The sequence below is a fragment of the Streptomyces spiroverticillatus genome (assembly GCA_014650415.1).
Lineage (GTDB): Bacteria > Actinomycetota > Actinomycetes > Streptomycetales > Streptomycetaceae > Streptomyces > Streptomyces spiroverticillatus.
In genome coordinates this window covers 324,051-349,608 of the sequence record BMUX01000008.1, presented here as the reverse complement: position 1 = coordinate 349,608, position 25,558 = coordinate 324,051, and the positions used below count along the sequence as shown (strand labels likewise).

At 74.1% G+C, this 25,558-nt stretch carries 18 protein-coding genes; 9 read left to right on the top strand and 9 right to left on the bottom strand.

Annotated elements, in window-relative coordinates:
- Window positions 1–28: 28 nt before the first annotated feature.
- Genes IE269_RS23160 through IE269_RS23150 form a run of 3 tightly spaced genes read right to left on the bottom strand, consistent with a single transcriptional unit; the run spans window position 29 to window position 1,826 of the window.
- A complete protein-coding gene (locus IE269_RS23160) occupies window positions 29–622 on the bottom strand; it encodes a Dps family protein (RefSeq protein ID WP_229898094.1) in 594 nt (197 codons plus the stop codon).
- Window positions 623–653: 31 nt separating this feature from the next.
- Window positions 654–1,148 (bottom strand): DoxX family protein, encoded by a 495-nt coding sequence (locus IE269_RS23155; RefSeq protein WP_189824996.1) that lies wholly within the window; start codon window positions 1,146–1,148, stop codon window positions 654–656.
- Window positions 1,149–1,151: 3 nt separating this feature from the next.
- Window positions 1,152–1,826 carry a hydrolase gene (locus IE269_RS23150; RefSeq protein ID WP_189824995.1) on the bottom strand — a complete coding sequence of 225 codons (675 nt, stop codon included), beginning with the start codon at window positions 1,824–1,826 and terminating at the stop codon, window positions 1,152–1,154.
- Window positions 1,827–2,376: 550 nt separating this feature from the next.
- Here IE269_RS23150 and IE269_RS23145 point away from each other — a divergent pair.
- From IE269_RS23145 to IE269_RS23110, 7 genes are all read left to right on the top strand, one after another.
- The gene (locus IE269_RS23145) at window positions 2,377–3,672 is read left to right on the top strand and encodes an MFS transporter (RefSeq protein ID WP_189824994.1); all 1,296 of its coding nucleotides are present in this window, start codon (window positions 2,377–2,379) and stop codon (window positions 3,670–3,672) included.
- A 67-nt stretch (window positions 3,673–3,739) separates the two neighbouring features.
- Entirely contained in the window at window positions 3,740–5,044 is a 1,305-nt protein-coding gene (locus tag IE269_RS23140) for a non-ribosomal peptide synthetase (protein ID WP_189824993.1), read from the top strand.
- A gap of 215 nt (window positions 5,045–5,259) precedes the next feature.
- On the top strand, window positions 5,260–8,421 hold the full coding sequence (locus tag IE269_RS23135; RefSeq protein WP_189824992.1) for a non-ribosomal peptide synthetase: 3,162 nt from the start codon (window positions 5,260–5,262) through the stop codon (window positions 8,419–8,421).
- 29 nt (window positions 8,422–8,450) lie between these two features.
- Complete coding sequence (locus IE269_RS23130; protein WP_229898093.1) at window positions 8,451–10,274, top strand: non-ribosomal peptide synthetase; 1,824 nt, start codon at window positions 8,451–8,453, stop codon at window positions 10,272–10,274.
- Between the two features lie 10 nt (window positions 10,275–10,284).
- Window positions 10,285–12,675 (top strand): non-ribosomal peptide synthetase, encoded by a 2,391-nt coding sequence (locus tag IE269_RS43285; protein WP_229898092.1) that lies wholly within the window; start codon window positions 10,285–10,287, stop codon window positions 12,673–12,675.
- Complete coding sequence (locus IE269_RS23115) at window positions 12,665–15,502, top strand: condensation domain-containing protein (protein ID WP_189824990.1); 2,838 nt, start codon at window positions 12,665–12,667, stop codon at window positions 15,500–15,502. Before IE269_RS43285 ends, IE269_RS23115 begins: the two co-directional genes overlap by 11 nt.
- 178 nt (window positions 15,503–15,680) lie before the next feature.
- Window positions 15,681–16,061, top strand: coding sequence for a VOC family protein (locus tag IE269_RS23110; protein WP_189824989.1), 381 nt, complete (start codon window positions 15,681–15,683; stop codon window positions 16,059–16,061).
- A gap of 105 nt (window positions 16,062–16,166) precedes the next feature.
- Here IE269_RS23110 and IE269_RS23105 read toward each other — a convergent pair whose 3' ends face one another.
- Window positions 16,167–17,363 carry an FAD-dependent oxidoreductase gene (locus IE269_RS23105; RefSeq protein ID WP_189824988.1) on the bottom strand — a complete coding sequence of 399 codons (1,197 nt, stop codon included), beginning with the start codon at window positions 17,361–17,363 and terminating at the stop codon, window positions 16,167–16,169.
- Between the two features lie 318 nt (window positions 17,364–17,681).
- Here IE269_RS23105 and IE269_RS23100 point away from each other — a divergent pair, with 318 nt between their 5' ends.
- Window positions 17,682–18,191, top strand: coding sequence for a helix-turn-helix domain-containing protein (locus tag IE269_RS23100; RefSeq protein WP_189824987.1), 510 nt, complete (start codon window positions 17,682–17,684; stop codon window positions 18,189–18,191).
- A gap of 167 nt (window positions 18,192–18,358) precedes the next feature.
- On the opposite strand, the gene IE269_RS23095 is transcribed toward IE269_RS23100, so the two are convergent.
- The 4 genes from IE269_RS23095 to IE269_RS23080 all read right to left on the bottom strand — a co-directional run bounded on the left by IE269_RS23095 (window position 18,359) and on the right by IE269_RS23080 (window position 22,062).
- Window positions 18,359–19,129 carry a tryptophan 2,3-dioxygenase family protein gene (locus IE269_RS23095; protein WP_229898091.1) on the bottom strand — a complete coding sequence of 257 codons (771 nt, stop codon included), beginning with the start codon at window positions 19,127–19,129 and terminating at the stop codon, window positions 18,359–18,361.
- Complete coding sequence (locus IE269_RS23090) at window positions 19,129–20,370, bottom strand: pyridoxal phosphate-dependent aminotransferase (RefSeq protein ID WP_189824986.1); 1,242 nt, start codon at window positions 20,368–20,370, stop codon at window positions 19,129–19,131. The genes IE269_RS23095 and IE269_RS23090 overlap by 1 nt, the downstream gene beginning before the upstream one ends.
- A gap of 116 nt (window positions 20,371–20,486) precedes the next feature.
- Complete coding sequence (locus tag IE269_RS23085) at window positions 20,487–21,263, bottom strand: SDR family NAD(P)-dependent oxidoreductase (RefSeq protein WP_189824985.1); 777 nt, start codon at window positions 21,261–21,263, stop codon at window positions 20,487–20,489.
- Window positions 21,238–22,062 (bottom strand): thioesterase II family protein, encoded by an 825-nt coding sequence (locus IE269_RS23080; protein ID WP_438817605.1) that lies wholly within the window; start codon window positions 22,060–22,062, stop codon window positions 21,238–21,240. Before IE269_RS23080 ends, IE269_RS23085 begins: the two co-directional genes overlap by 26 nt.
- A 178-nt stretch (window positions 22,063–22,240) precedes the next feature.
- Between IE269_RS23080 and IE269_RS23075 the strand changes: the two genes are divergently transcribed.
- Complete coding sequence (locus IE269_RS23075; RefSeq protein ID WP_189824984.1) at window positions 22,241–23,482, top strand: cytochrome P450; 1,242 nt, start codon at window positions 22,241–22,243, stop codon at window positions 23,480–23,482.
- A 53-nt stretch (window positions 23,483–23,535) separates the two neighbouring features.
- Here IE269_RS23075 and IE269_RS23070 read toward each other — a convergent pair whose 3' ends face one another.
- Window positions 23,536–25,530 (bottom strand): amino acid adenylation domain-containing protein, encoded by a 1,995-nt coding sequence (locus IE269_RS23070; RefSeq protein WP_189824983.1) that lies wholly within the window; start codon window positions 25,528–25,530, stop codon window positions 23,536–23,538.
- Window positions 25,531–25,558: the final 28 nt, after the last annotated feature.

Genomic DNA, 25,558 nt, shown 5'->3' with positions numbered 1-25,558 from the left:
TGGTGCTTGTGAGAGCGGTGCGGGGGTGTCAGGCCCGTACCAGCGGGGTGTCCACCAGGTGTTCCGCGAGGAACCACACCTGGGCCTCGCCGGTGCGCAGCACCCCGGAGACCAGCAGGTCGTTGCTTCCCTCGTCGCCCTCGGCGGCGATCCGGGCGGCGGCGTCGCGGGCGTCGACGAGGATGCGCTCGTGCGCGTCGAGGAGGCGCGAGAGCATGACGGGCACCGGTTCGACGCCGTCGGGCGGCCGGGGCACCGAGGTGAGTTCGGCGGCGTGGCGCGGGTCTCCGACGGCGACTCCGCCCAGGCTCTGGACGCGTTCGGCGAGTTCGTCCACGAGGGCGAGCTGCGCCTCGGCGTGCCGGTCGAGCATCTGGTGAAGGGCGTGGAAGGTGGCACCGCGCACGAGCCAGTGGTGCTTCTTGTAGAGGGAGTGGAGCATCTGGGTGTCGGCCAGTACGCGGTTGAGCCGCTGGCAGGCGTACATCCGGGTGTCGTGGCCGAGGCCCAGCGGGAGTTGTTTGACCGTGCCGAAACGCTGGGTCTCGGGGCCCTTCTGGTGCAGCAGCGGCTGGCCGCCGCCGGGCGCGGGGGTGCTGTCGGCCGGTGCGGGATGGATCACGTACGTACTCCAGAGAAAGGGGAAGCGCGTTTCAGGAGGGGGCCGGTGTGCGGTGCAGGGCAACCCGGGTGAGCAGGCCGCTGCCTGCTCCGGCGGCCAGGACGAGCGCCGTCCACCACAGGGGGTACGGCGCCAGGCCGAGGGAGTGGTCGAGGGACCAGGCGCCGGGGCCGGTGGCGGCGAGGGCGACGGCGGTGCCGATCAGGACGAGCGGGTATTCGTAGCCGTCGTTCTGCACCCACAGTCCGTTCGGCCGCTTGACGGTGAGGGCGACGGTCATCACGCCGACGACACCGGTGGCGGCGAGCGGGGTGAGCAGTCCTGCGGCGAGCAGCAGCCCGGAGCCGAGCTGGCCGCCGCCCGCCGCGAGGGCGGTCAGTGCGCCGCCGCGGAAGCCGTCGGCGCGGAACTCCCGTGCCCCGCCCGCCAGTCCGGTGCCGCCGAGGAGGGGGCTGATCTTCTGCAGTCCGTGTCCGGCGACGAGCAGTCCCGCCAGCAGCCGCAGGATCAGCAGACCGGTGTCCACGGGTCAGCCGGCCGCGTGCGCGCCGATGACCGACTGCGCGTAGACGACGCCGAGTCCGTACGCGCCGCCGTGCTCCTTGACGATGTCCATGACCGCTCCGTACGTGTCCTGGCGCGCCCAGTCGCGCTGGAGCTCCAGCAGCACCTGGAGCCAGGTCACCGGGACGGCCCCGGCGGCGGTCATGCGCTGGAGGGCGTGTTCGTGGGCGGCCGGGGTCACGCCGCCGGAGGCGTCGGCGACGACGTAGACCTCGTAACCCTGCTCCAGCGCGGAGAGGGCGGGGAGCACCAGGCAGACCTCGGTCCACAGCCCCGACAGGACGATCTTGCGGCGGCCGGTGGCCCGGACCGCGGCGACGAGGGCCTCGTCCTCCCAGGCGTTCATGCTCGTGCGGTCGAGGGGCTTGTGGTCGGGGAGGACGGCGGCCAGTTGCGGGAGCAGGGGGCCCGAGAAGGAGTCGGCGGCCACGGTGGTGAGGACGGTGGGCACGCCGAAGGCTCTGGCGGCCTTCGCGAGCCCGACCGTGCTGTTGACGATGGCGGCCCGGTCGCCGGAGCCGGTGCCGAAGAACATCTGCGGCTGGTGGTCGACGAAGAGCATCACCGCGTTGTCGGGGGTGATGAGGTCCGAGCCCGGTGCGGCGTGGACCTGCGTGGGGTCGAAGGCGGGGTGGCTCATGAGGGGGGTCCTTTCGCGGAGTCCCGTGGACGCCGTGTGGATGCAGGGGATCGGTGCGGTCCGGATCCCGGGGACGTCCCGGCCGAACCGCTCCATGAACGTAGATCGGCGTCCACGGGCCGTTTTGACCGACAGTGCACGGCCCCTGTTCCTGGAGCGCACGGCCGGTTCGGACCGGTGCGGGGGTGCGCCGTCGGCACCCCGGGCGACGGCTGAGACACCGGCAGTCCCGGTGCCGCCGAAGCACTTCGGACAACTCCGGACGGAACAGGGAGAGTTGAGGTTGCCCTCTTGATCATTCCCTGACTTCGAGTGACTACTTTCGGACATACGCACCTACGGGGCATCGTCGGCCATTCCTCACCACCCCGGGAGGCCCGGAACGCCCACGGCAAGCCGTCCGTGGCGTGCGCCGCATCCTCACCGTTCATCTCCCGGTTGCTCATATCTGCCAAATAATTTGCGGTACTTGGACCGATCGGCAGGAAGAACGTCCGGAAGTCTCCGTTCTCTTTTGACTCTGGATCTTCCCTTGGTGAAGGTCTCGTGCATGTCCACCACCTCTCCAGCCGCTCCGGGCGGCCTCCTGCGGCTGCGCGACTTCCGGCTGCTGCTCGCCGGGGCCGCCGCCGGTCAGGTCGGCGCTCAAGTCACCCTGGTCGCGCTGCCGTTGGTCGCGGTCCTCGAACTGCGCGCCCCGGCCTTCCAGGTGGGCCTGCTCACGGCCGCCGAGACGGCCGCGTTCCTGCTCATCGGCCTGCCCGCCGGTGCGTGGGTGGACCGGATGCGCAAGCGCACGCTGATGATCCGGGCCGACGTGGTGCGCTGCGCGGCCATGGCGAGCATCCCGCTCGCGGCGGTCGCCGGGGTACTGACCATGGGGCAGCTGTACGTGGTGGCCCTGGTGACCGGTGTCGCGACGGTGTTCTTCGACGTGGCGCACCAGAGCTACCTGCCCCAACTCCTGGACAGGGAGCGCCTGGTGGCGGGCAACGGCGCGCTGGAGACCGTACGGTCGTCGGCCCAGGTGGCGGGCCCCGGGCTCGGTGGCGGGCTCGTGCAGCTCGTCGGCGCGCACCTGGCGATCGTGGCCGACGCGATCGGGTACGCGGTCTCGGCCCTGTTCCTGATGGCGATACGGAAACCGGAGGCGAAGCCCGAGCCGGTGCCGGGGGCGTCCGTGCGCAAGGACGTCGCCGAGGGGCTGCGGTTCGTGATCGGCAATCCGCTGCTGCGGGTGATCGCCGCCGCGACCGGCCTCGGGAACTTCTTCAGCGCGATGCTGATGGCCACGCAGACGGTGTTCCTGGTGCGGGTGCTCGAACTTCGCCCGGGTGCCGTCGGGTTGATGCTGTCCGCGTCGGCCGTCGGCGGGCTCGCCGGGGCGCTGTGCGCGGGCCGGCTGGCCCGCCGGTTCGGGCAGGCCCGGCTGATCTGGCTGTCGTGCCTGGTCACGGGACCGTTCGCGGTGCTGTGGCCGCTGGCGGGCGAGGGCGCGGCGGCGGCTCTGTTCGCGGTGGCGTCCGGCGTGGTCTTCTTCGGCGCCGTCGTCTACAACGTGGCACAGGTGAGCTTCCGTCAGATGCTGTGCCCACCGCGGCTGTTGGGGCGGATGAACGCGACCCTGCGGTTCCTGATGTGGGGCACGCTGCCGCTGGGCGCGCTCGTCGGCGGGGCCGTCGCGGACGGATTCGGGGCGCGTGCCGCGCTGTGGGTGTGCGCGGCCGGCTTCCTCCTCGTACCCCTGCCCCTGCTGCTGTCGCGACTGCGGGGCATGCGGGACCTGCCGGCGGCGGAGGAGGTGCCCGAGGACGGGGCGCCGGCCGGTGCGGGGGCCGCCCGCTGAGCGAGGCATCCGGGGCACGCCGCAAGCGCCCCACACCCAACACTTCCGAGTTCCGAGAGAGGATCCCGTGCACCGCAGCATCACCGGCTCGTATCTGGACCGCTACCAGCGCCTCACCGGGGGCGGCGACAGCGCTGACCTGCTGCCCGTCACCGGCGCACAGCGCCGCTTCGTCCTGGTGCGGGCCATGGACCCCACCGGGCGGCCCGACACCGTACCGCTGTTCTTCGCGTTCCCGTCCGGCAGCGTGGATGCCGCACGGCTGCGGGAGGCGGCCGAGCACCTGGCCGCCCGGCACCCCGTGCTGCGGGCGCGGGCCGAGGTGTTCCGGGGGACGCCCGTGCTCCGGACCGCCTCGCCCTCCGTACCGCTGGAGGAGGTGCGCCCGGCTCCCGGCGAGGGGGTGCGGGACGCGTTGCGGCGGGCGCTGGGCGCGTGGAGCGCGGACGGGCCGCCGCTGCGGCTGTTCCTCGCGAGGGACCCGGGCATACGGGACCAGGATGACCCCGGCGAGGACGTGCTCGCGGTCGTCCTGGACCACGCCGCCTGCGACGGGCAGTCGCTGGCGCGCATCGTCGAGGACCTCGGCGAGGCCTACCTGTCCGGGCTCGGCGCGGCGGACGTGACGGCGGACGAGCGGGCCGCCGGGCTCGCCGAGTACCGGCAGGCGGTCCTCCTCCAACTGGAGGCCGAGCACCGGGCCAGCTCCCCGGACGCCCTCGCGTACTGGGGCGACCGGCTTCGCACCGTGCACGAGCGCGCCCCGCGTCCCGGCGCGCCCCTGCCCACCGGGGCCGCCGAACTCACCGTCCCCGGCGGCCCGTCGGGCGTCCCCTTCGCCGCGCTGCTCGACGCCGTCCGGTCCGCCGCCCGCGTGCTGTACGGAACCGGGCACGTGCCGCCGGTCGGCTACCCGTGGGGCGGCCGGCCCGCCGGGGCTCCCCCGGTGGTGGGCTGCTTCCTCAATACGGTCGTCTTCCCGGCCGGTACGGACGAGGCCCGTCCGGCACCCGAGCTGACCGCCACCCAGTGGTGGGACGACCTGGACCGCGCCGACACCCCCTTCGACGAGGTCGTGCACGCCGCCCGCACCGCCGGTTCCCGCTGGTCGGGGGCGCTGGACGGCTTGCTGACCGTGGACGACGACCGCCGTCGGCCGGTCCTGCGGCTGGGCGGGACGTCCGGCCGTGAGACGCAGGTCGACGGCCGCCCGGTGCGGGCCCCGTTCGCCGTTTCCGTGGTGCAGGGGCCGACCGTGCGGCTGCGGATGGTCTGGGACCGGTCCGTGCTCGACGACACCGCCGCACGGGAGGCCTTCGCCGTGCTGGGCGGGGAACTGCGGGCGGGTCTGCCGGTCGGCTCGGCCTCGTAACTCCGTACGGGACGACCTGACGGCACTCCGTACGGGACGACCTGGCAGCACTCCGTACGACACCACTCGACTTCGCATCGGCGGACGCGCGCGACCCGCGCAGCCGCCGGAATTCCCCCCGGGCGGCGCACGACCACGTGCCCCGTCCCGCCGGGCGGCGGCGCGACCCGCGCCGCCGCCCCCTGTCCCACGACCCGACAACCCCAGGGATCGCCATGCTCCCCCTCTCCTCCTCGCAGGAGATCGTCTGGCTGCACGAGCAAGTGCAGCCCGGCAGCCGCGCCTACAACTTCACCGCCTCCCTCGACCTGTGGGGCGGCCTCGACCCCGACGCGCTGCACGCAGGTTTCGCCGCCACCCTCGACCGGCATCCGGGCCTGCGCCTGGAGCTGGTGGAGGTGCCCGGCGCGATGCCGGGGCAGCGCGTCGCCGACGCGTGCCCGCCCCGCCTGCACCGGGTGGACCTCGGCACCTCGCCCGACCCCGAGGCCGCCTTCCAGGAGCTGCTGCGCGCCGAGGCCGAGCGGCCGCTCGACACCTTCGAGGCGCCGCTGCTGCGCTGGACGCTGGTGCGGATGGCCGACGGCCACCACCGGCTGATCCACGTCGAGCACCACCTGATCCACGACGGGCACTCCTTCGCGATCCTCCTCGCCGACGTCTTCGGCACCTACCGCTCCCATGTCCTGGGCGAGAAGCCCGAGTTGGCCCCCGCCTCCTCGTACGCGGACCACGTGCGCGCCCAGGCGGGCCCCGGGCGGGCCGACGAGGTGCGGGCCGGGCTGGAGTTCTGGACCCGTGAGCTGGAGGGTGCGTCGTACGACATGCCGCTGCCCGGACTCGTACGGCCGGGAGCGGTGCGGCGGCACCACGGCGGGCAGCTGCGCCAGTCGATCGGTGCGGACCTGGCCGAGCGGCTGCGGGCGCACGCCAAGGAGCGCGGGCTGACGCCGTTCGCGACGCTGCTGGGGCTGTTCGCGGAGCTGCTGCGGCGGCACGGCGGGCGCTCCGAGATGGTGGTCGGCACGGCCGTCGGCAACCGACCGCTGGGCTTCGAGGACGCGGTGGGGATGTTCGTCAACACCATCCCGCTGCGGCTGCGCCTGGATCCGGAGGCCCCGGCCCAGGACACGATGGACGAGGTGACGGACACCCTGGTGCGGGCCCTGCCGTACCAGGAGGTGCCGGTCCAGGAGCTGACCCGCGCGCTGGGGCTGCACACGTCGGGGGCGGACAATCCGCTGTTCGACGTGATGTTCAGCGCGCACGACGCGGTGCTGCCGGACCTGGAGGTGCCGGGTCTGGAGGTGGCTCTGTTCGAGGGCTTCAACACCGGGACGACCCGCTTCGACCTCGACGTGGTGCTGCTGCCGGACGACCGGCGCGGGGTCGGCCCCCGGGCGGGCGCGGCGGGCATGACGCTGGTGTGGGACTACGACGTGGACCTGTACGGCGAGGAGGTGGCCGCGCTCCTCGCCGGCCGCTTCCTCGACCTGCTGCGGGCCTACCTGGACTCCCCCGGCACGGCGCTCGCCGCACTGGCTCCGCCGGCCGCCGCCCCGCTCCCGGAGCCGGAGGCCGCGGGTGTGCCCGGCCCTGCGCCGCTGGACCCGCTGTCCGCCCACGACCCTTCGCTGCCCGCCCTCTTGGTGGGGGCCAGGCGGATCACGTACGGCGAGCTGGACGCGCGCGTGGACTCCCTCGTACGACGGCTGGGCGCGGCCGGGGTCACGGCCGGGCAGCCGGTGGCGGCGGTGCTGCCGCGCGGGGTGGACTCGGTGGTGACGCTGCTGGCCTGCCTGCGCAGCGGTGCGGTGTACTGTCCGCTGTCGCCGACCGACCCGGCTGCCCGTCTGGAGCTGCTGCTGGAGCGGCTGGCCCCGGCGATGGTGCTCACGGCGCCGGACGGCGGTGTGCGGGTTCCGGCGGGGCTGCCGACGGGGTCGGTGGCGGACGAGGTGCTGCCGCCCGCCGCTCCTGCCGAGGTCGTGCCGTCGGCGGCGTACGTCATCCACACCTCGGGCTCGACGGGCGTGCCGAAGCCGGTCGCGGTCGGGCCGGACGCGCTGCGCAACCATCTCACCGGTGTCGCCGAACGGTTCGGCCTGGCGGCCGGGGACCGGGTGCTGGTGTTCGCGCAGCCGTCGTTCGACGTGGCGCTGGAGGAGGTGCTGCCGTCGCTGTACGCGGGGGCGTGCCTGGTGGTGCCCGAGTTCGAGGTGCCCACGGGTGCGGAGCTGGTCAACCTCCTGTGCGGGGCCCGGGTGTCGGTGGCGAACCTGCCGACCAGCTACTTCCTGGCGACGCGCGAGGACCTGCGGGACGCCCTGCTCGGGGGCGGCTGGTCGCCCCGGCTGCTGGTGCTCGGCGGGGAGCGGCTGCCCGCCGACGTGCTGCGGGAGTTCCTGCGCGACCTGGATCTGCGGGTGTTCAACGCGTACGGGGTGACCGAGGCGTCGATCAGCTCCACGGTGTACGAGGTGGATCCCGCCCGCCTGTCGGCCGCCGGGGCCGAGATTCCGCTCGGCGGGGAGCTTCCGGGCGAGCGGATTCACGTACTGGGTACGGGACTTCAGCCGCTGCCGGACGGCGCGGTCGGTGAACTCGCTGTAGCGGGAGCCGGGTTGGCGGAGGGATACCTCGGCAACCCGGAGGCCACCGCCGCCCGGTTCGTGCACGTGCCCGCCCTGGGCGGTGAGCGCGTCTACTTGACCGGCGACCTGGGCTTCCGGGGCCGGGACGGGCTGCTGCGCTTCCTCGGGCGGCGGGACAACCAGGTCAAACTGCGCGGCTACCGGATCGAGTTGGAGGAGGTGGAGGCGGCCGCCTCTGCCGTGCTCGGTGGGCGGTCCTGTGCGGTGGTCCTCGACGCCTCGGCGGCCGGGACCCCTCGGCTGATCGGATTCCTGGAGGACGACGGGACCGAAGGAGCCTGGGACGAGCAGGAGTTGCACCGGGCGCTGAGCGACCGGCTGCCCGGAGCGCTCGTGCCGGGCGCATGGGTGCGGCTCGACGCGATGCCGACGCTGCCCGGCGGCAAGCCGCACCGGGCGGCGCTCTCGAAGCTGGCGGCTTCCGTGGAGGACCGCGCGGAGGAGCCCGGCCCGGCCCCGGACGCCGACCCCGCGCTGGCGCTGCTCGCCGAAGGCTGGCGGGAGGTGCTCGGGCACGACCGGTTCGCGGCGGGCTCGCACTTCTTCCAGGTGGGCGGGCACTCCCTGCTGGCCGCGCAGCTCGCGGCCTGGCTGGAGCCGCACCTCGGGAGCCGCCCGCCGCTGCGGGTGCTCTTCCAGAATCCCGTGCTCGCCGACCAGTCGCGGGCGCTGACCGCCGTCTCCGCCACGACCGCGCCGGCTTCGGCCCCGGCCTCGGTATGACCACCCCAGAGCTGAAAGGACGTCAGGACGTGACGCGAAGTGTGCTGTACGGAAAGCCCGTTGACCCGGATGCGACGCAGGTTCTGGGCCGGCACGAGGAGTGGGTGCGCCGCGCCCCCGACGCCCCGGCGGTGCTCGACGGGCCGCACTCCTGGACGTACCGGGAGATCGACGAGGCGGCCGACGCGCTGATACGGGCCTGGGGCGACCGCGTGCGCCCCGGCGACCTGGTGGGCGTCTGCCTGGACAGGTCCGCCGCGCTGGTGGTGACCGCCGTCGCGCTGGCCCGCGTGGGGGCGGTGTATCTGCCGCTGGGGCCACGCCCCGGTGAGCGCAGGCTCGCCGCCGTCGGCGAGGACGTCGGCGTCGCCTGTCTGATCGGGGCGGTCGAGGTGCTGCCGCCCGCGCACCGGGAGGAGGCGGAGCACGTGATGCTGCCGCTGCCGGGCGAGGGCGCGAACGCGGTGCCGGGCGTGGTCGCGGCGTTCCTGCCGCCCGCGCCGGGCGCCCACCGGGCTCCGGAGGGAGCGCTGTACGCGGTGCTGACCTCGGGTTCCACCGGCAGGCCCAAGGCGGTCGCCGTGGCGGAGCCCGCGCTGGGCGCGCTGCTGGACTGGTACCGGGGGACGACCGGGCTCGGCCCCGGCGAGCGGCAGTCGCTGCTCATCGGTGTCGCCTTCGACCCGCACGTGATGGAGCTGTGGGCCGGGCTGACCTCCGGTGCGGCGCTGGTGCCCGCGCCGGACGCCGTGCGCTGGGACCCCTCGGCGCTCGTCGACTGGTGGCGGGAGGCGGGGGTGACGGTCGCGGTGTCGGCGACCCCGATGGCCGAACCGCTGCTGGACGCGCCCTGGCCGCAGGACCTGGCGCTGCGGCACCTGATCGTCGGCGGCGACCGGATGCGGCGCCGTCCGGGCGCGGACGTGACGGCCGTGGTGCACAACGCGTACGGGCCCGCCGAGGCGACCGTGGTCACCACGGTGCACACCATGCGGGCCACCGACGCCGACGCGCACGAGGACGCGGCCCCGCCGATCGGCCTTCCGCTGCCGGGGGTGGGCGTGCTGGTCACGGATCCCGAGGGGCGGGTCGTACCGCGCGGGGAGGACGGCGAACTGCGCATCGCCGGTGCCCAGTTGGCGGTGGGATATCTCGACGCCGAGCTGACCCGCAGCCGGTTCGTGTCCTCATCCGAGGGCGAGCGGGTGTACCGGACCGGGGACCGGGTGCGGATGCGCGCCGACGGGGTGCTGGAGTTCCTGGGCCGTCTCGACGACCAGGTGAAGATCAGCGGCGTACGGATCGAACCGGCCGAGGTCGAGGCCGCGCTGGAGCAGGACCCGGCGGTCCGCAGCGCAGTGGTGGTGGCACCCCGGGACGCGGCGGGGCACGCCCGGCTGGTGGCGTACGTACTGCCGGCCGGCGGGACGGCGACGCCTCCCGAGCCGGACGCACTGCTGGACGCCGTGCGCGGCTGGCTGCCGGAGCAGGCGGTGCCGTCGGCGGTGGAGGTCGTGGAGTCCTTCGTGCTGGACGCCAACGGAAAGGTGGACCGGGCGGCACTGCTGAAGGGGCTGCTGGAGGCCTCCACCGGGGCGGTGGATACAGGGACCGCGAACGAGCGGCTGGTCCTGGGAACGGTGCGCACGCTGCTGGGCCGCACGGACATCGAGCTGGAGGACAACTTCACCGATGCGGGCGGGACTTCACTGGCTGCGGCCCGGCTGCTTGCCGCCGTGGAGCGGGAGACCGGGGTGCGGCTGCGCGCGCCGGAGCTGCTGCGCCAGCCGGACCTGAGGGCGGTCGTCGCGGTGCTGGACGCGCGCTGTGCGGCGGGGGTGCGGGGTGTCTGAGGCTCGCGACTTGACCGCCGTGTTCGCCGAGCGGGCCGCGCGGACGCCTGACGCGCTGGCCCTGGCGGACGGCGACAAGACTCTGACGTACCGTCAACTGTCCCGTGCAGCAGATGGATTGGCCGCCCACCTCATCGATGGTGGGGTGCTGCCCGGTGCGGCCGTGGCACTGCTCGTACGGCGTTCGGCGCGCACCGTCGTGGCGCAGCTCGCGCTGTGGCGGGCGGGTGCGGTGTGCGTGCCGCTCGACCCGGCGCATCCGAGGGCCCGCACGGAGGCGGTGCTCGCCGACTCCGGTGCCGTGCTCACGGTCGGCGACGCGGATCTGCTGGAGGCGGCGGGGCTTGAAGGCCCGCAGATGGTGTTGGAACCGGACCTGCCCGCGTACGACGGGGTGACGGCGCTTCCCGGGCCCGGCCCCGACGCGACGGCGTTCATCATGTTCACCTCGGGTTCCACCGGGCGGCCCAAGGGTGTGGCCGTGCGTCACGAGGCGGTCGCCGCGCTGGTCACAGATCCCTCGTACGTCACGGTGGGCCCCCGCGACCGGGTGCTGCTGCACTCGCCCGCGACGTTCGACGCCTCGACCTTCGAGGCGTGGGTAGCCCTCGCGAACGGTGCCGCCGTGGTGGTCTGCCCCGCCGACCGGCCGTCCTTCGAGGACCTGGCCAGGGCGGTGGAGCGGCACGCGGTCACAGTGGCGTTCTTCACCACGGCGCTCTTCCACCAGTTGGCCGCCCGCCGGTCGCGGGTCTTCGGGCTGCTGCGGTCGGTGGTGGTGGGCGGTGAGGCCCTGTCCGTCCGGCACGCGGGTGCGGTGCTGGAGGCGTACCCCTGGCTGGAACTGGTCAACGGCTACGGGCCGACCGAGACGACCACGTTCGCCACGGCGCACCGCGTCACGGAGGCGGACCTCAAGGGGCCGATGCCGGTGGGCCGGCCGATCGCGAGTGCGACGGCACACGTACTCGGTCTCGGTCTCGGTCTCGGCGAGGACGGGCACCCGGTCGGGGAGGGCGAGATCGGCGAGCTGTGGATCGGCGGTACGCGGCTGGCCGCCGGGTACGTGGGCCGGCCGGAACTGACCGCCGAACGGTTCGTGGAGCACCCCGGCCGGGGCCGCCTCTACCGCACGGGCGACCTGGCCTCGTTCCGGGCGGACGGAGTGCTGGACTTCCACGGGCGGGCGGACGACCAGGTGAAGGTGCGGGGCCACCGCATCGAACCGGGCGAGATCGAACACGCGCTGCGGGAGCTCGGGGAGGTCGAGGACGCGGCGGTGACCGTGCGCCGGGCGGCGCAGGACGACGTACGTCTGGCGGCGTTCGTGGTGCTGCGGTCGGGGTCGTCCCCGGACGTCCCCGCACTGCGCGCCGCTCTCGCCGACCGGCTTCCGGCGTACCTGGTCCCGGACGAGCTGACGGTGGTGGACCGCCTGCCGCTGACGGCATCCGGAAAGGTGGACCGCAGGGCACTGACGGAGCCCGGTCCGCCTTCGTGGGGTGGAGCCGGGGCCGTGGGCATACCGGAAGCGCCGGACGAACTGGATGCGGAGCCGGGCGCGGGGCCGGGAACGGCGAATGCCGAACCCGGCACGGGCACAGCGCCCGGGACGGCGGATGCCGAGCGAGGTACGAGCGCGGCCCCCAGCCCGCCGGATCCGAATTCCCTACGGGCACGCCGCAGCTCGGGCGCGGAGCAGGGTCACGCTGACACGCACAACTCCGGTCCGGAGCACGGGCCCGGCAGGGCCCTCGCCCCACAAGCTGCGGACGGGCCGACGGCGATGCCGGACCCCGGCACCGCACACCCCGTAACGCCCGCCGCCGACATCGGCCCCAGAGCCGAGCGGAAGGACGGCCGCGTGGCGATCCCCGCCCCCCGGGCGGAACACAGCCCGAGCGCGGGGCCGGCGTCCGGCGCGGTCCCCGGACACGACCCCGTGACCGGGCCCGGCACGACGCAGCACCCCGGGGCCGGGTCCGGAGCGACGCAGCACCCCGGGGCCGGGTCCGGAGCGACGCAGCACCCCGTCACCGCACCGGGCACCAGCCCCGCCGAGCCCGGCTTCCCCGCCCAGGACGAGCCCGGCGGAGTCGGCTCGGCACCCGCCCTCACCCCGCTCCAGGCCGTCGTCGCCGACGTGTGGGCGCGGTCGCTCGGGTGCGAAGTGGTCGCGCCCGACGACGACTTCCTCGCCCTCGGCGGGCACTCGCTGCTCGCCCTCGTCGTCACCGACGACCTCCGTGAGGACCTCGGCGTGGAGCTGACGCTCGCCGACTTCTTCGCCGCGCCCACCGTCGCCGGGCACGCCGCCCTCGTCGAGCGGGCCCTGCTGGCCACCCATGGGGACCCGCGCCCCGCACCTCTCGACGCCCCGGAGCACACCGATGTCCCTTGACACCTCCCCCGCCCTCCAGGAGGAGCTGCTGCGCCGGGCCCGTTCCCGGGCCGTCAGCAGTCCGCGCCCGCGCGAGGCCGCCGGGTCGGGCGCGGGCCGTGCCCCGCTCTCGTACGCACAGCGGCGCATGTGGCTGATGGACCGGCTCGGGCAGCGCGACGGCGTCTACAGCGTCCCGTTCGCGACCCGGCTGACCGGCCCGCTCGACCTCGACGCGTTCGGTGAGGCGCTCACCGCGCTGGTCGCCCGGCACGCGATTCTGCGCACGCGGTACGGACAGCAGGGCGACGAGCCCTACCAGGAAGCGGTGCCCGCGCCGGACGCGGTGCCGGTGCGGGTGGTCGACGTAGACACCGACGCCGACGCGTCCGGCCTGCTGGTCGCCGAGGCCATGCTGCCGTTCGACCTCGCCTCCGGCGCGCCGCCGCGTGCGCTCGTGCTGCGGCACGGGCCCGAGGACCACACCGTCATGCTGACGTTCCATCACATCGCCCTGGACGGGCATGCGTTGGTCCAGGTGGCCGAGGAGCTTGCGGTGCTGTACGCCGGACAGACCGGCGCGGCTCATGCCGCTCTTCCCGCAGCACCGCCCCAGTACGCCGACTTCGCGCGGCACGAGCACGCCACGGCCGACCGGTTCGCCCCGAGCCTGGACCACTGGGCCCGCCGCCTCGCCGGGTCCGTGCCGCCCGCGCTGCCCCGGCCCGCAGCACCGCCCGAGGATCTCGCCGACCGGCCGTCGGCCGTCTGCCGGACACCCCTGGGCCAGGACGTCCCGGACGCGCTGCGCAGGGTGGGGCGGGACCGCCGGGCGACCTTGTTCACGGTGCAACTCGCGGCCGCCTTCGCCGCGTTGCACAAGCTGACGGGCGAGAGCGATCTGGTGATCGGTTGCGCCGCCGCCCTCCGCGAGGGGCGGGAGGCCGCCGGACTCGTGGGCCTGTGCGTCAACACTCTGCCCGTACGGGTGGACCTCGGCGGCGACCCGTCGTTCGGGACGCTGGTGGAGCGCGTACGGGATGCGGTGCTGGAGGCGCAGCAGCACCGGCACGTTCCGTACGACCTCGTGATGGAGCGGCTCGGCGCGACGGCGCGCGGCACGGACGGCTCCGCGCTGGTGCGGGTGACGGCCGACGTCCTGGGCGAGCCGACGGCGCTGCGGCTGCCGGGGCTGCACGCCGAGGCCGTCGAAGTCGCCCTGTCCGAAGCCAAGTTCGACCTGTCGTTCGGGCTGGTGGACACGGCGGAGCCGGCCGGTCTGGTCCAGTACGGGCGCGGTGCGCTCGACGAGACGGCGGGGCAAGCACTGGGGCGGTCCTTCGCCGAGTTGCTGACGGCGGTCGCCGCCGAGCCCTCGCTGCGGCTGTCCGAACTGCCCGGCGCGCCCGCCCCCGTACCGGCCCGGCATCCCGCCGAGACCGCCCTGCGCGCACTCCCCCGCGTCGAGGACGCCGCCACGCACCGGACACCAAACGGGACACTGCTCGCGTACGCCGTCCTGCGGGACCGGCTCGGGCCTTCCCCGACGCAACTCCGCTCCGCCATACGGTCGTTGCTGGCCCCGGAAGACGTCCCGGCGGCGGTGACCCTGCTGGACGCACTGCCCCGTACGGCCGACGGTTCCGTCGACCCGGACTCCCTGCCCGGCGCTCCCGTCCCCGGGCGGGTCACCGGGCCGCGCGCCGACGCCGTGACACGGGCGTTCGCGGACGTCCTGCGGCGTCGTCCGGCGCCCGACGACGACTTCTTCGCGCTCGGCGGGCACTCGCTCGCCGCCGTGCAGGTGGCCGAGCGGCTGCGCACCGGGCTCGCGCTGCCCCTGACCGGGCTCGACGTCATGGAGTCCCGTACGCCGCGTGCGCTCACCGCACTGCTGGACGCCCGGGCCGCCGAGCGCGCGGCCGCTCCTGTCGTACGTTCCGCAGGCCGCCGTGCGGTACGGCCGGGCAGCGTCCTGGTGACCGGCGGCACCGGCGGCGTCGGGGCCTTCGTCCTGCGGGAGCTGGCCGCCCGGGGGCGTCCCGTGCTCGCGCTGGCCCGCCCTGAGTCCGCGCACCTCGTGGCCGGTGACGGCATCGAGGTGGTGGAGGGCGATCTCGCCGACCTCGACGGGCTGCGCGAGGCCGTCGCCGGCGCGGACGCGGTGATCCACGCGGCGTGCACCTTCACCCGGCCCGAGGTCGACGTCGCGGCGATGCGCGCCATGACGGAGGCCTGGAGCCGGGGGCCGTTCGTCTTCGTGAGCAGCGTCGACGCGTACGGCCGCCCGGCGGAGGCGGAGGTGGCCGAGGAGGCCCCGTCCGGGCCGCCGTTGAGCCCGTACGGGCAGGGGAAGCTCGACTGCGAGGCGATCCTGCTGGGCGCCGCCGGGACCGGGGGGCGCGGCGGGGCGAGCGCGGTACGGTCACCGCTCGTGTGGGGCGCGCACGACAGACTGCGCGACCAACTCCGTTGGGGCGCAGTCGGGTTGCTCTACCAGGCCGCCCGCACGAACGCCCCGATCACCCTGCCCGCGCCGGGCACGCACGGCCACGCGTGGTACGGCGCGGCCTGGGTGCACGCGGCGGCACTGGCCCGCGCGGTCACCGCGTGCCTGGACGCGCCGGTGCACGGCGTGGCCAACGCGGTGAGCGGGCACGTCGGCTGGCCGGAGCTGACCGGCGAGCTGCGGAGCCTGCTGGGCAGCACGAGCGAGGTGCGCCGCACGGACGAGGTGCACCCGGACCTCGACCACCGCTGGCACTACGCGGCCCACCGGCTGGGGGGCGCGCTGCGCCCGGAGCCCGGCGAGGACTTCCGTGCGGTGCTGGCCCGGATGGTGGGCTGAGCCTGCGCGCCCGACGGCCGGGCGCACCCCGCTCCGCCGCTCGCACGGGCCTGCCTCCCTGGGTGATCTCGACCTCGCCCGCCGCGACCAGTGTGACGGGAGAGGACTTCTGTCGCCCTCCTGGCAGGAACTGATCGAATGTCTGCTGCGGGCCGCCGCAGGGGAATACAGTCGGCCCATGAGTCTGACACCACGATTAATCGTCCCGGATCCCGACACCGCCGCCGCCTACTACCAGAAGGCGATGGGGGCCGAAGAGGTCTTCCGCGCCCAGGACGAGAGCGGCCGCGTGATGGTCGTCGTCCTCCGGGTCGGCGGCTCGCCGCTGTCCCTCTCCCCCGCCGTCACCGACTGGGGCTGGCTCTCGCCCGACGACGTCGGCGGGTCCCCGGTCCTCCTGGAGGCGGAGTTCGACGACCAGGACGCCGTCGCCGCCCGGATGGTCGAGGGCGGCGGCACGGTGGTCGTGCCGGTCGAGAACCGTCCGTACGGGAAACGGGAAGGGCGCCTGCGCGACCCGTTCGGCCACCTGTGGATCGTCACCGGCGACCTGCGCTGACACAACCGGCCCGTGCGACGGCCCCCGGGCCTCCCGCACCGCCCTTCGCGGCGGCGGGAGGCCCGGGGCCGATGCGTGTTCCGGGTTCCCGGTTCCCGGTGACGTTCAGTCGGTCCGCACCGGCCACGGCGAGGGCCGGTAGGAGTAGGCCTCGGTGCCCTTGCGCACGCCCTGCTTGATGGCCATGGGCAGCATCAGGTCACGTATCACCCGGGTGATCCACTTGTCGGGGGTCATCACCGCACCCGTCTGCCGCGCCTGCTTGGCCATCGCCTCGACCCGGTCCCGCCGGGACGCCTCGAACACCGTGAACGCCCGCTCCGGGGTGGGGTGTTCGTGCAGGGCGAGGGCGAGTTCGTAGGCGTCCTCCATGCCGAGTGCGGCGCCCGCGCCCAGGTGCGGGGCCACCGCGTGCGCGGCGTCGCCCAGCACGGCCGCGCTCCCCAGGTGCCAGGTCCGCAGGGGCGGCACCTCGTGCACCGGCCAGCGGCCGACCGGGCCGGTGGAGGCGGTCAGGATGCGGCGGATCGCCGCGGGGTCGGGGCGGTGCCGGTCTGCCAGGGCGGCCACCCAGCGGTCGTCGTCGATCGCGGCGAGTTCGGCGAAGGTGCGTTCGCGGGTCTCCTGGTGGTTCTCGAACCACCACACCACCCCGGGCGAGACCACCTGGTACCCGAAGAAGCCGCGCAGCCCGAAGACCATGTGGAACCGGCCGTCCACGGGCAGTTCCGCGGCGGCGATCTCCGACCTGCCCCCGGAGCCGACCACCTCGGTGTAGGTGGGGCGGGGCGCGTCGGGGAGCAGGAGGCGGCGCGTGGTGGAGTTCACGCCGTCGCAGCCGAGCACGAGGCCGGCCTCGGCGTGGGTGCCGTCCTCGAAGCCGAGGCGCCACTGACCGTCCCGGGTTTCGTCCAGGGCGACGAGGCGCTTGGCGGTGTGCAGCTTCGCCCCGGCGTCGGTGGCCGCCTCGCGCAGGGCGCCGCTGAGTTCGCCGCGCATGATGTTGGTGGTGCGTTCGGGGTTCTGCACGAGGGCCCGGCCCCTGTGGTTGGCGAAGGCGATGGACTGCGCCGGGACGCCCTGTTCGAGGACCCGGTCGGCCAGGCCCAGACGCTCCAGTACGGCCCGCCCGTTGGGAGCCAGGTTGAGGAACGAGCCGGCGTCCTGTGCCCGGCGCACGTAGGCCTCGTACAGGTCCACCTCGAAGCCCAGTCCCACCAGGCACAAGGACAGCAGGGGTCCGGTGATTCCGGCGCCGACGACGGCGACCCGTGGGCGGGGCGTGCTGTTCTCGTCTCTCATCGTGTGCTCCTGATCGTGACCGTGGTCGGAGGTCGGAGGGGCGGTCTGTTCCCTCACGAGGGTTCTTGCCGATCACCGGGCGGTCCCACGCGACCATGTCACCCTTCTTTCGCCGCGCGGCGCACCGCTTCGGCCGAAGCGGAATCGGACCCCCGGGCAAGCGGAATCCACGCGGAATCGACCTGGAATCGACATCCGGCAGGATCGGCGGCGCCGGGGTGACGTGCGCCTGCCACGACGGCGCCTCCGGCATCGACAACCCGATGTCCGACCACCAGATGTCACTCGCCACTTGTCACGGGAAACGGGGTCACGACCATGGCCACGCTCGTTCACACGCAAGAAGTCACGTTCCTTCGCTGGCCGGTCCAGAGCAACGAGAGGGACCAGCTGCGCGAGGCGGGACTGCCCTGCCTGCTGGTCCTGGAGGGCCAGACGGCGCCGCCGAACGACATCTCTCCCACCGAGGACTGGGTACGTCCCCCTGTCGCCCGCCTCGACCTGGCGGCCCGCGTCCACACGCTCCAGCAGCGCACCGGGACCGACTTCATGCCCGCGCTCGATCCGACCGGGGTGCTCTACTACGGCGGCCAGTCGGTGCCCATGTCGGAGGCGCAGAGCGAGATGATGCGATGTTTCCTGGCCGACTTCGGCCATCTCGTACGCCGGGACACGCTGAAGGAGGCCCTGGGCCGCATCAACCACGAGACGGTCACCAGCAACGCGATCGACCTGCACATCATGCGGTTGCGCCAGCGGCTGGACGGCGTCCGGCTGGGCCTGCGCACGGTGTGGGGGCGCGGCTACATCCTGGAGACCGCCGGCTGATCCACCGGCCGCCGCCGACCTGCCCGGCCCCGCCGACCTGCCCGGCCCCGTCGGCACGCCCGGCCCCGTCGGCACGCCCGGCCCCGCGACGCGGAGTGTCCGGCCCCTCGTCCTCGGGGCCGGACACTCCGCTCGTACGTTCCCGGGCGCTTCCCGGCGCCCCGGGCTCAGCCCGTCTGCTGCCGCCTGCGCTCGTGCACCTTGCCGCGCAGTTCGTGGAGTTCGGTGAACGGCATCGTGGCGCGGCCCAGCAGGTGCGCCGCCCCCGAGGTGCCGGCCGTGCCCGGCTGCTCACCGAGCATCTTCAGCACCAGGCCCACGTGCCCGATCTTCCACTGGAAGTAGCCGTTGCCGACCCTGAGCATCGCCTCCACGACCCGGTGGTACGAACCCGCCTCGACGCCCGCCGCGACGATCTCCTCCAGGTCGGCGCCGCTCCGCTCCAGTCCGGAGCGGAAGGCGAGGAACAGTGATCCGGAACGGCTGGCGCTGCCCAGCACCCGTTCCAGTTCGTGGGACTGGCCGGACTGGGCGCCGCTGGCCGTGCCGAGGTGCGACCGGAACTGGGCGAAGTCCTCCAGCGGCAGCCGCTCCAGCGCCATGAGCTGCTCGTGCAGCAGGCGCAGCAGTTCGGCGCACCGGTAGAGCAGGTCGACGGAGCGCTCCAGGCCCGCGATGGTCATCGTGCGGAAGGTGCCCTCGACGGCGGCGAGGTCGCCGAGGATCTGCTTCAGCCACAGTTCGCAGGTCTGGTGGCTGACGATGAAGAACTGTTCGGAGAGGACCGTGGTGAGGTCGGCGCCGTCCTCGGACGTGCGCGGCTCCTGCAGCGTGAGCAGTTCGTCCAGCTTCAGGTACGAGGTGTACGTCACCTCCTCGGGCAGCACCGCTGCCTCGTCTCCCGCGGGCAGCACCGCCGCCTCTTCTCGCGCCGGCATCACCGCTGCCTCTTCTCGCGGACGAGCGCGACCAGGCGCTCCACTCCGGTGGTGAGCTGCTCGCGGTCGACGCAGAACGCGATCCGCACCAGGCCGGACGCGACGCCGCCGGGCTTCAGCGGCAGCAGCGTGCCGTCGGGGGCGAACTCGGGCCGTGCGGAGAAACCGCTGCCGGGTACGACCACGACGTCGTGCCGGTCCATGAGTTCGGCGGTGAACTCCTCGCCGGTCAGGCCGGTGGAGGAGATGTCGGCCATGGCGTACCAGCCGCCGCCGGGCAGCGCGGGCAGCAGCCCCTCCTCGACCAGCGGGGCGAGTGCCGCGTCCCGGTTCCCGCGTACGAAGTCGTGGTTGCCCGCGAGGGCCCCCGACGCGTCGAGGGCGGCCAGTCCCGCGTACTGGACGGGCGCGTTGGGGGCGATGATGCAGGACTCCTGGACGGAGCGCATGGCGGCGGCCGTCTCCGGGCGCGACACTGCGACGTAACCGAGCCGGTAGCCGGTCATCGCCGGGCCCTTGGAGAAGGTGAAGACGCTGTTGACCAGGCGCTGGGCGGCGGGGCGGTCGCGTTCCAGGGCGGCGATGGAGTGGTGGGGGCCCGAGAAGGCGAAGTCCTCGTAGGCCTCGTCGCTGATGATCTGCCAGCCGTGCTCGTCGGCGATCTCGTAGAGGGCCTGTTGCAGCGGGAGGTCGGCGACCGCGCCGGTGGGGTTGGACGGGGTGTTGAGGAGCAGCACCCGGGTGGCGGGTCCTGCCACCCGCCGGATCGACTCGGGGTCGGGGGCGAAGTGTTCGTCGAGCTGGTAGAAGACCGGCCGGAATCCGGCGAGCAGGGCCTGTTGCAGGTGTACGGGCCAGTGGATCTCCGGCATCAGGATCTCCGCGCCCGCGTGGGCGAGGCTGCGCATCAGCGCGCTGAGCCCCTGACAGGAACCGGGGGTGACGAAGAGCCGCCCGGGTTCGGTGTCGACATGGTTGACGGTGTCGAGCTTGCCGGTGAGGCGCTCGCGGAGTTCCGGGAGCCCCTGGACGTCGATGTAGCGGGCGCGGCCGTCGATGACGGCGTCGGCGAACTCCTTGGCGACGGAGTCCGGCGGGCCGAAGGCGGGCTCGCCCACGTGCAGCTTGATCTGGCCGGGGTGTTCGCGCTCGCGCTCGTTGGCGATCCGGAAGGACTCGTACAGCCAGGAGGAGGGGATCGCCGAGGCCGGGGCGAACGACGGTGGAGCTGTCTGCGTCATCTGAGTCTTGCCTTTCCGCTGGGGGCAGGGGGAGAGAGGGGCCGGGTGGTGCTCCAGGGGTACGGCTGAGGTCGTGCTCCAGGGGTACGGGTCAGGTCGTGCTCCGGGGGTACGGCTCAGGCCGCGCGGCCGCCGTCGACCGAGACCAGGGATCCGGTGACCCAGGACGCGGACTCGGGGTCGATCAGGTGGCACACCCAGGCGGCCACCTCCGGGGCGAGGCCGAACCTGCCCAGGGGGGTGCCGGAGACGATGCCCTCGCGCAGGGCGTCCGCGCCCTCGCCGGCCGCCAGGTCCCACAGGCCCGTGTCGACGGGTCCGGGCAGCACCGCGTTCACCCTGACCTCGGGGGCCAGTTCCACGGCGAGCGACCTGGTCAGGGAGTTGAGGGCGGCTTTGCCGGCCCCGTAGAAGGACCGGTTGGGCATGGCCAGGACGCCGCCGACGGAGGACACGTTGACCACGCATCCCCGGCTGGCGCGCAGCTGCGGCAGCAGGGCCCGGATCAGCAGGGCGGGGGCGACCAGGTTGGTGTCGAGCATGTCCCGCAGGTCCGCCTCGGCGGCGTCCTCCAGCCGGTCGAAGACGGCGTGCCCGGCATTGTTGACCAGCGCGTCGACACCGCCGAGCACGTCCCGGGCCCGTTCCGCGACGCGCGCGGCGGCGTCGGGGGCCGTGATGTCCAGGGCGTACGGCACGGCGGTTCCGGGGCCCTCGGCCTGTGCCTTCGCGGTCACCTCCGTCAGCCGGTCGGCGCGGCGGCCGACCGCCAGGACGTCGGCGCCCAGCCCGGCGGCGCGGGCGACCACGGCGGCCCCGATGCCGGAGCCGCCGCCGGTGACGACCAGCCGCAGGCCCGTCCAGGAACTACGCGTGCGATGCAGGGGATTCATGGGCCGGACCGCCTCCGTTCGCGTGGGTGGGGATCGCGTGTGCGCGGGGGGTGACCCGTCGCGCCAGGTCGGCCAGCAGGAGCGCGGGGTCGTCGAAGACGTGGAAGTGGGCGCCGGATCTGATGTCGACGCTCGCGTTCCCGGTGGTGAGGCGGGCCCAGTGGCGGGCGGCCGGGACCGGCACGAGAGGGTCGCCCCTGGCCACGCAGACGTGCACGTCGCAGTCGAGCGACACCGGTTCGGGGCAGCCGAGGTAGCGCTCGTGCGCGGCGATGTCCGCCCGCATCGCGGGCAGCACCAGGTCGCGGATCTCGGTCTCCTGCGCGAGGTCGGGGTCGATGCCCCCGAGGGCGACCAGCCGCTCCCACAACTCGCCGTCGGGCAGCAGGTGTTCGTCGCGCGGGGGCCGGGCCGGGTCGCCGGGGGCCCAGGCGCTGGACGCGACCAGCAGGACGACGTCGAGGCCCGCCCCGGGACAGCGGCGGGCCACCTCGCAGGCGACCGCGGAGCCGAAGCTGTGGCCGAAGAGGAGGAGGCCGGCCGGTGGCAGCCGGGTCAGGTCGGCGACGATCTCCTCGGCGATCGCGCCGACGTCCTCGCGCGGCGCTTCCGCCAGCCGGTCGCCGTGTCCCGGGTACTGGGCGGCGCACAGGTCCACGGCCGTACCGGGGAACGCGGCGGGCAGTGCGGTGCGCCAGGCCGCGAAGCTCTCGGCGCGGCCGCCGGAGTGCGGCAGCACCAGGAGCCGGAGGCCGGGGCGCGCGGTGCTGGTCACCGTACGCACGGATCCGCGGTGCACGCCCATGCTCCATCTCCCCTTCGCCGTCTCGGAGTTGAGAATTGCACGCACGCCAGGGGCGGCCGCCGAAACCGTCAGCATTCATTCAGGGCCGCGTCGGGGGCGCACGGGGGAGGTGACGATCGGGGCGCGAAGTCCCCGTACTGGCCCGGTGTCCGGGCCGAAAGGAGTCTCCCCCGTGGTCTCCTCCCACCACGCCGCCGTTGCCGGTGGCCCGCACGACGACGCTTCCGGGGCGGATCTCGACCTCGCCGATCCGGGTACGTTCGTCGTGCACGACCCGTACGCGTACTGGGACCGGATGCGGCGTGACGCTCCCGTGCGGTGGCATCCACCGGTGGGCGGGCGTCCGGGGTTCTGGGCGGTGGCCCGGCACCGGGACGTACAGGACTGCTACAAGGACGCGGAGCGGCTGAGTTCGGCCCGAGGGACGGTGCTGGACGTCCTGCTGCGCGGCGCGGATTCGGCGGGCGGGCGGATGCTGGCGGTCATGGACCGTCCCCGCCACCGTGCGCTGCGCCAGGTGATGCTGCGGGCCTTCTCCCCCAGGGTCCTGCGGTACGTCGAGGACGCGGTGCGGCAGCGGGCGGACGCCCTGGTGGCTGCGGTGGTCGGTGCGGGCGAGGCCGACGCCGCGCGGGACATCGCCGAGCACCTGCCGCTGAACACGGTGTGCGATCTGCTGGAACTGCCGCTGTCCGTAAGGCCGTTACTGCTGGAGTGGAACAAGCGGGCGTTGTCGTCGGAGAGCGCGCAGGACGACCCGTTCGACGCACTGGAGGCGCGCAACGAAATCCTGTCGTACTTCGTGGACGTGGTCCGCGAGCGCCGCCGCAGGCCCGGCGAGGACGTCATCAGCCTGATCGCCGGGGCCCGGGTCGAGGGCCGGCCGATGTCGGAGGACGATCTCGCCCTGAACTGCTACAGCCTGATCCTGGGCGGCGACGAGTCCACCCGGGTGACCACGATCGGCGCCCTGCACGCGCTGGGCGTGCACGAGGAGGAATGGCAGCGGCTGCGCACCGGGGAGGCGGCGGTGAAGACGGCCGTGGAGGAGGTGCTGCGCTGGGTGACCCCTGCCATGCACTTCGCGCGCACGGCCACGGTCGGCCTGCGGATCGGGGACGCCGAGGTGGCGGCGGGCGACATCGTCACCCTGTGGAACATCTCCGCCAACAACGACCCCGAGGTCTTCGAGCGGCCCCGCCGCTTCGACGTCGGCCGCGCGCACAACCCCCACCTCGCGCTCGGGCACGGCCCGCACTTCTGCCTGGGGGCCTTCCTCGGGCGGCTGGAGCTGGCCGCCGTGCTGGACTCGCTGGTGCGCCGGGTGGAGCGGATCGAGGTGCTTCAGGAGCCGCCGCGCGTCTACTCCAACTTCCTGTTCGGGCACAGCGCGCTGCGGTTGCGGCTGGACTGACCCGGCGGCGGCCCCGTCCGGCGCGGACTTCGAAGGGCCCGCGCCGGTGCGGTTCACGCGGGGGTGATCAGTCCGCCCAGTTCCGCCATGGTGGGCCGCTCGAAGACGGCCCGTACCGGCAGGTTCATCTTCCACTCGTCCCGCACGGCTTTGGCGAGCCGTACCGCGAGAACCGAATGGCCGCCCCGGTCGAAGAAGTTGTCGTCGGGCGCGATCTCGGGCACCTCCAGCACCCGGGCGGCCAGTGCGCACAGCGCGGCCACCGGGTCGGACAGGTCGACGGGGCCGGCGGGCGACGCACCGGACTCCCCCGCGGGCAGGGATCCGGCGGCCCGTTCCGCCAGGACGCGCCGGTCGATCTTGCCGTTGCTGGTCATCGGCAGGGTCGCCACCACCTCGATGCGCGAGGGCACCATGTGCGCGGGCAGGCGTGCGGCGAGCACGCCGCGCAGTTCCTCCGCGAGGCCCTCGGACCGGTCCGTGCCGGGCACCACGAAGGCGACCAGGCGCGCCGAGTCCACCTCGCCGGTGACGACGACCGCCCCGAGCCTGACCTCCGCGCAAGACTCCAACGCGGCCTCCACCTCGCCGAGTTCGACCCGGAAGCCCCGCAGTTTGACCTGACGGTCGGCGCGGCCGGTGAAGTAGAGCGGGCCGTCCTTGTCGAGGTAGCCGAGGTCGCCGGAGCGGTACATGCGGCTGCCGGGCGCACCGTAGGGGTCGGCGACGAAGCGTTCGGCGGTCAGGGCGGGCCGGTTGAGGTAGCCGAGCGCCTCGCCCTCGCCGACCAGGTACAGCTCGCCCTCCTCGCCGTACTGGCAGGGCTGGAGGTCTACGTCGAGGACGCGGACCTCGTTGCCGGGCCACGGCTCGCCGATGCTGACCGGCTCCCCGGGACGCACCGGGCCCGCCATGGTCACGCCCACGGTCATCTCGGTGGGCCCGTACCCGTTGAACATCCGTCGGCCCGGCGCCCACCGGGCCACCAGCGCCGGGGTGCAGGAGTCCCCGGTGGAGAGCACCACCCCGCCGGGCAGGACGCCGTCCGGGTCGGTGGCGGTGAGCGCGACCGGGGGCAGCACGGCGTGGCTGATCCGCCGGTCGATCAGGGTGCGGCGCAGCTCCTCGCCGGGGAGCACCGCGCGGTCGTCTGTGAGTACCAGGGTGGCGCCCGACAGCAGGGCCAGCGTCAGGTCCCAGAAGCCCGCGTCGAAGTTGAAGGAGGCCCACTGGAGCACCCGGTCGCCGGGGCCGGGGGCGATCCAGTGCTGCTGCGCCTCGGCGAGGGCCGCCATGCCCGCGTGCGGGATCACCACGCCCTTGGGGGTGCCGGCGGAGCCCGAGGTGTAGATGACGTACGCCGTGTCATCGGCCCGCAGCGGTCGCCGCCGTTGCGCGTCGGCGACCGGCACGGCGGGGCGGTCTTCGGCGTCGGGGTCGGGGTCCGGGGCGGCGAGGTCGACGGTGCGCAGACCGGTGACGTCCACCGGCACGGGGCCCGTGTGCAGGAGCGTCCGCAGCCCGGAGTCGGCCGCCATGTGGCGCAGCAGCGCCGTGGGATATCCGGGGTCCAGGGGTACGTAGCCCGCTCCGGCGGTGGTCACGGCGAGCGCGGCCACCACCTGGTCGGTGCCCCGGGGGACGGAGATCCCCACGAGGTCGCCGGGACCGAGGCCGTCCGCGATCAGACGCCGGGCCAACCGGTTGACGAGGTCGGCCAGTTGACCGTACGTCAGGGACGTGCTCGCGCTCTCGACGGCGGGCAGGTCCGCGTGTTTGGCCGCGATGCGTTCGAAGAGGGCGGGGAGGGTCTCGCCGGCCGAGGCGGCAGAGGTGGCAGAGGTGGCCGACGTTGCCGGGGCGTGCGGGCGTACGTCCGGCCAGACCTGCTCGACGTGTGCGCGGGCGCGGGCCCGCGAGGTGGCGGGCAGTTCCACCGGCCACCCGGCGGGGACCGGAAGCCGGGCGGGCCACAGCGACCGCTGGCCGCGCCCGTTGCACAGCACCAGGTAGCTCTCGTCCGGGTCTTCGAAGGGGTTGGCTGGCATCGAGCGACCTCCCGTGTTGACGGTGCCG

Coding starts and splice junctions, on each gene's coding strand:
- IE269_RS23150 (WP_189824995.1), bottom strand. CDS start 1,826: ATGAGCCACCCCGCCTTCGACCCCACGCAGGTCCACGCCGCACCGGGC.
- IE269_RS23110 (WP_189824989.1), top strand. CDS start 15,681: ATGAGTCTGACACCACGATTAATCGTCCCGGATCCCGACACCGCCGCC.
- IE269_RS23095 (WP_229898091.1), bottom strand. CDS start 19,129: ATGCCGGCGCGAGAAGAGGCGGCGGTGCTGCCCGCGGGAGACGAGGCA.
- IE269_RS23085 (WP_189824985.1), bottom strand. CDS start 21,263: ATGAATCCCCTGCATCGCACGCGTAGTTCCTGGACGGGCCTGCGGCTG.
- IE269_RS23115 (WP_189824990.1), top strand. CDS start 12,665: ATGTCCCTTGACACCTCCCCCGCCCTCCAGGAGGAGCTGCTGCGCCGG.
- IE269_RS23100 (WP_189824987.1), top strand. CDS start 17,682: ATGGCCACGCTCGTTCACACGCAAGAAGTCACGTTCCTTCGCTGGCCG.
- IE269_RS23135 (WP_189824992.1), top strand. CDS start 5,260: ATGCTCCCCCTCTCCTCCTCGCAGGAGATCGTCTGGCTGCACGAGCAA.
- IE269_RS23105 (WP_189824988.1), bottom strand. CDS start 17,363: ATGAGAGACGAGAACAGCACGCCCCGCCCACGGGTCGCCGTCGTCGGC.
- IE269_RS23070 (WP_189824983.1), bottom strand. CDS start 25,530: ATGCCAGCCAACCCCTTCGAAGACCCGGACGAGAGCTACCTGGTGCTG.
- IE269_RS23090 (WP_189824986.1), bottom strand. CDS start 20,370: ATGACGCAGACAGCTCCACCGTCGTTCGCCCCGGCCTCGGCGATCCCC.
- IE269_RS23145 (WP_189824994.1), top strand. CDS start 2,377: ATGTCCACCACCTCTCCAGCCGCTCCGGGCGGCCTCCTGCGGCTGCGC.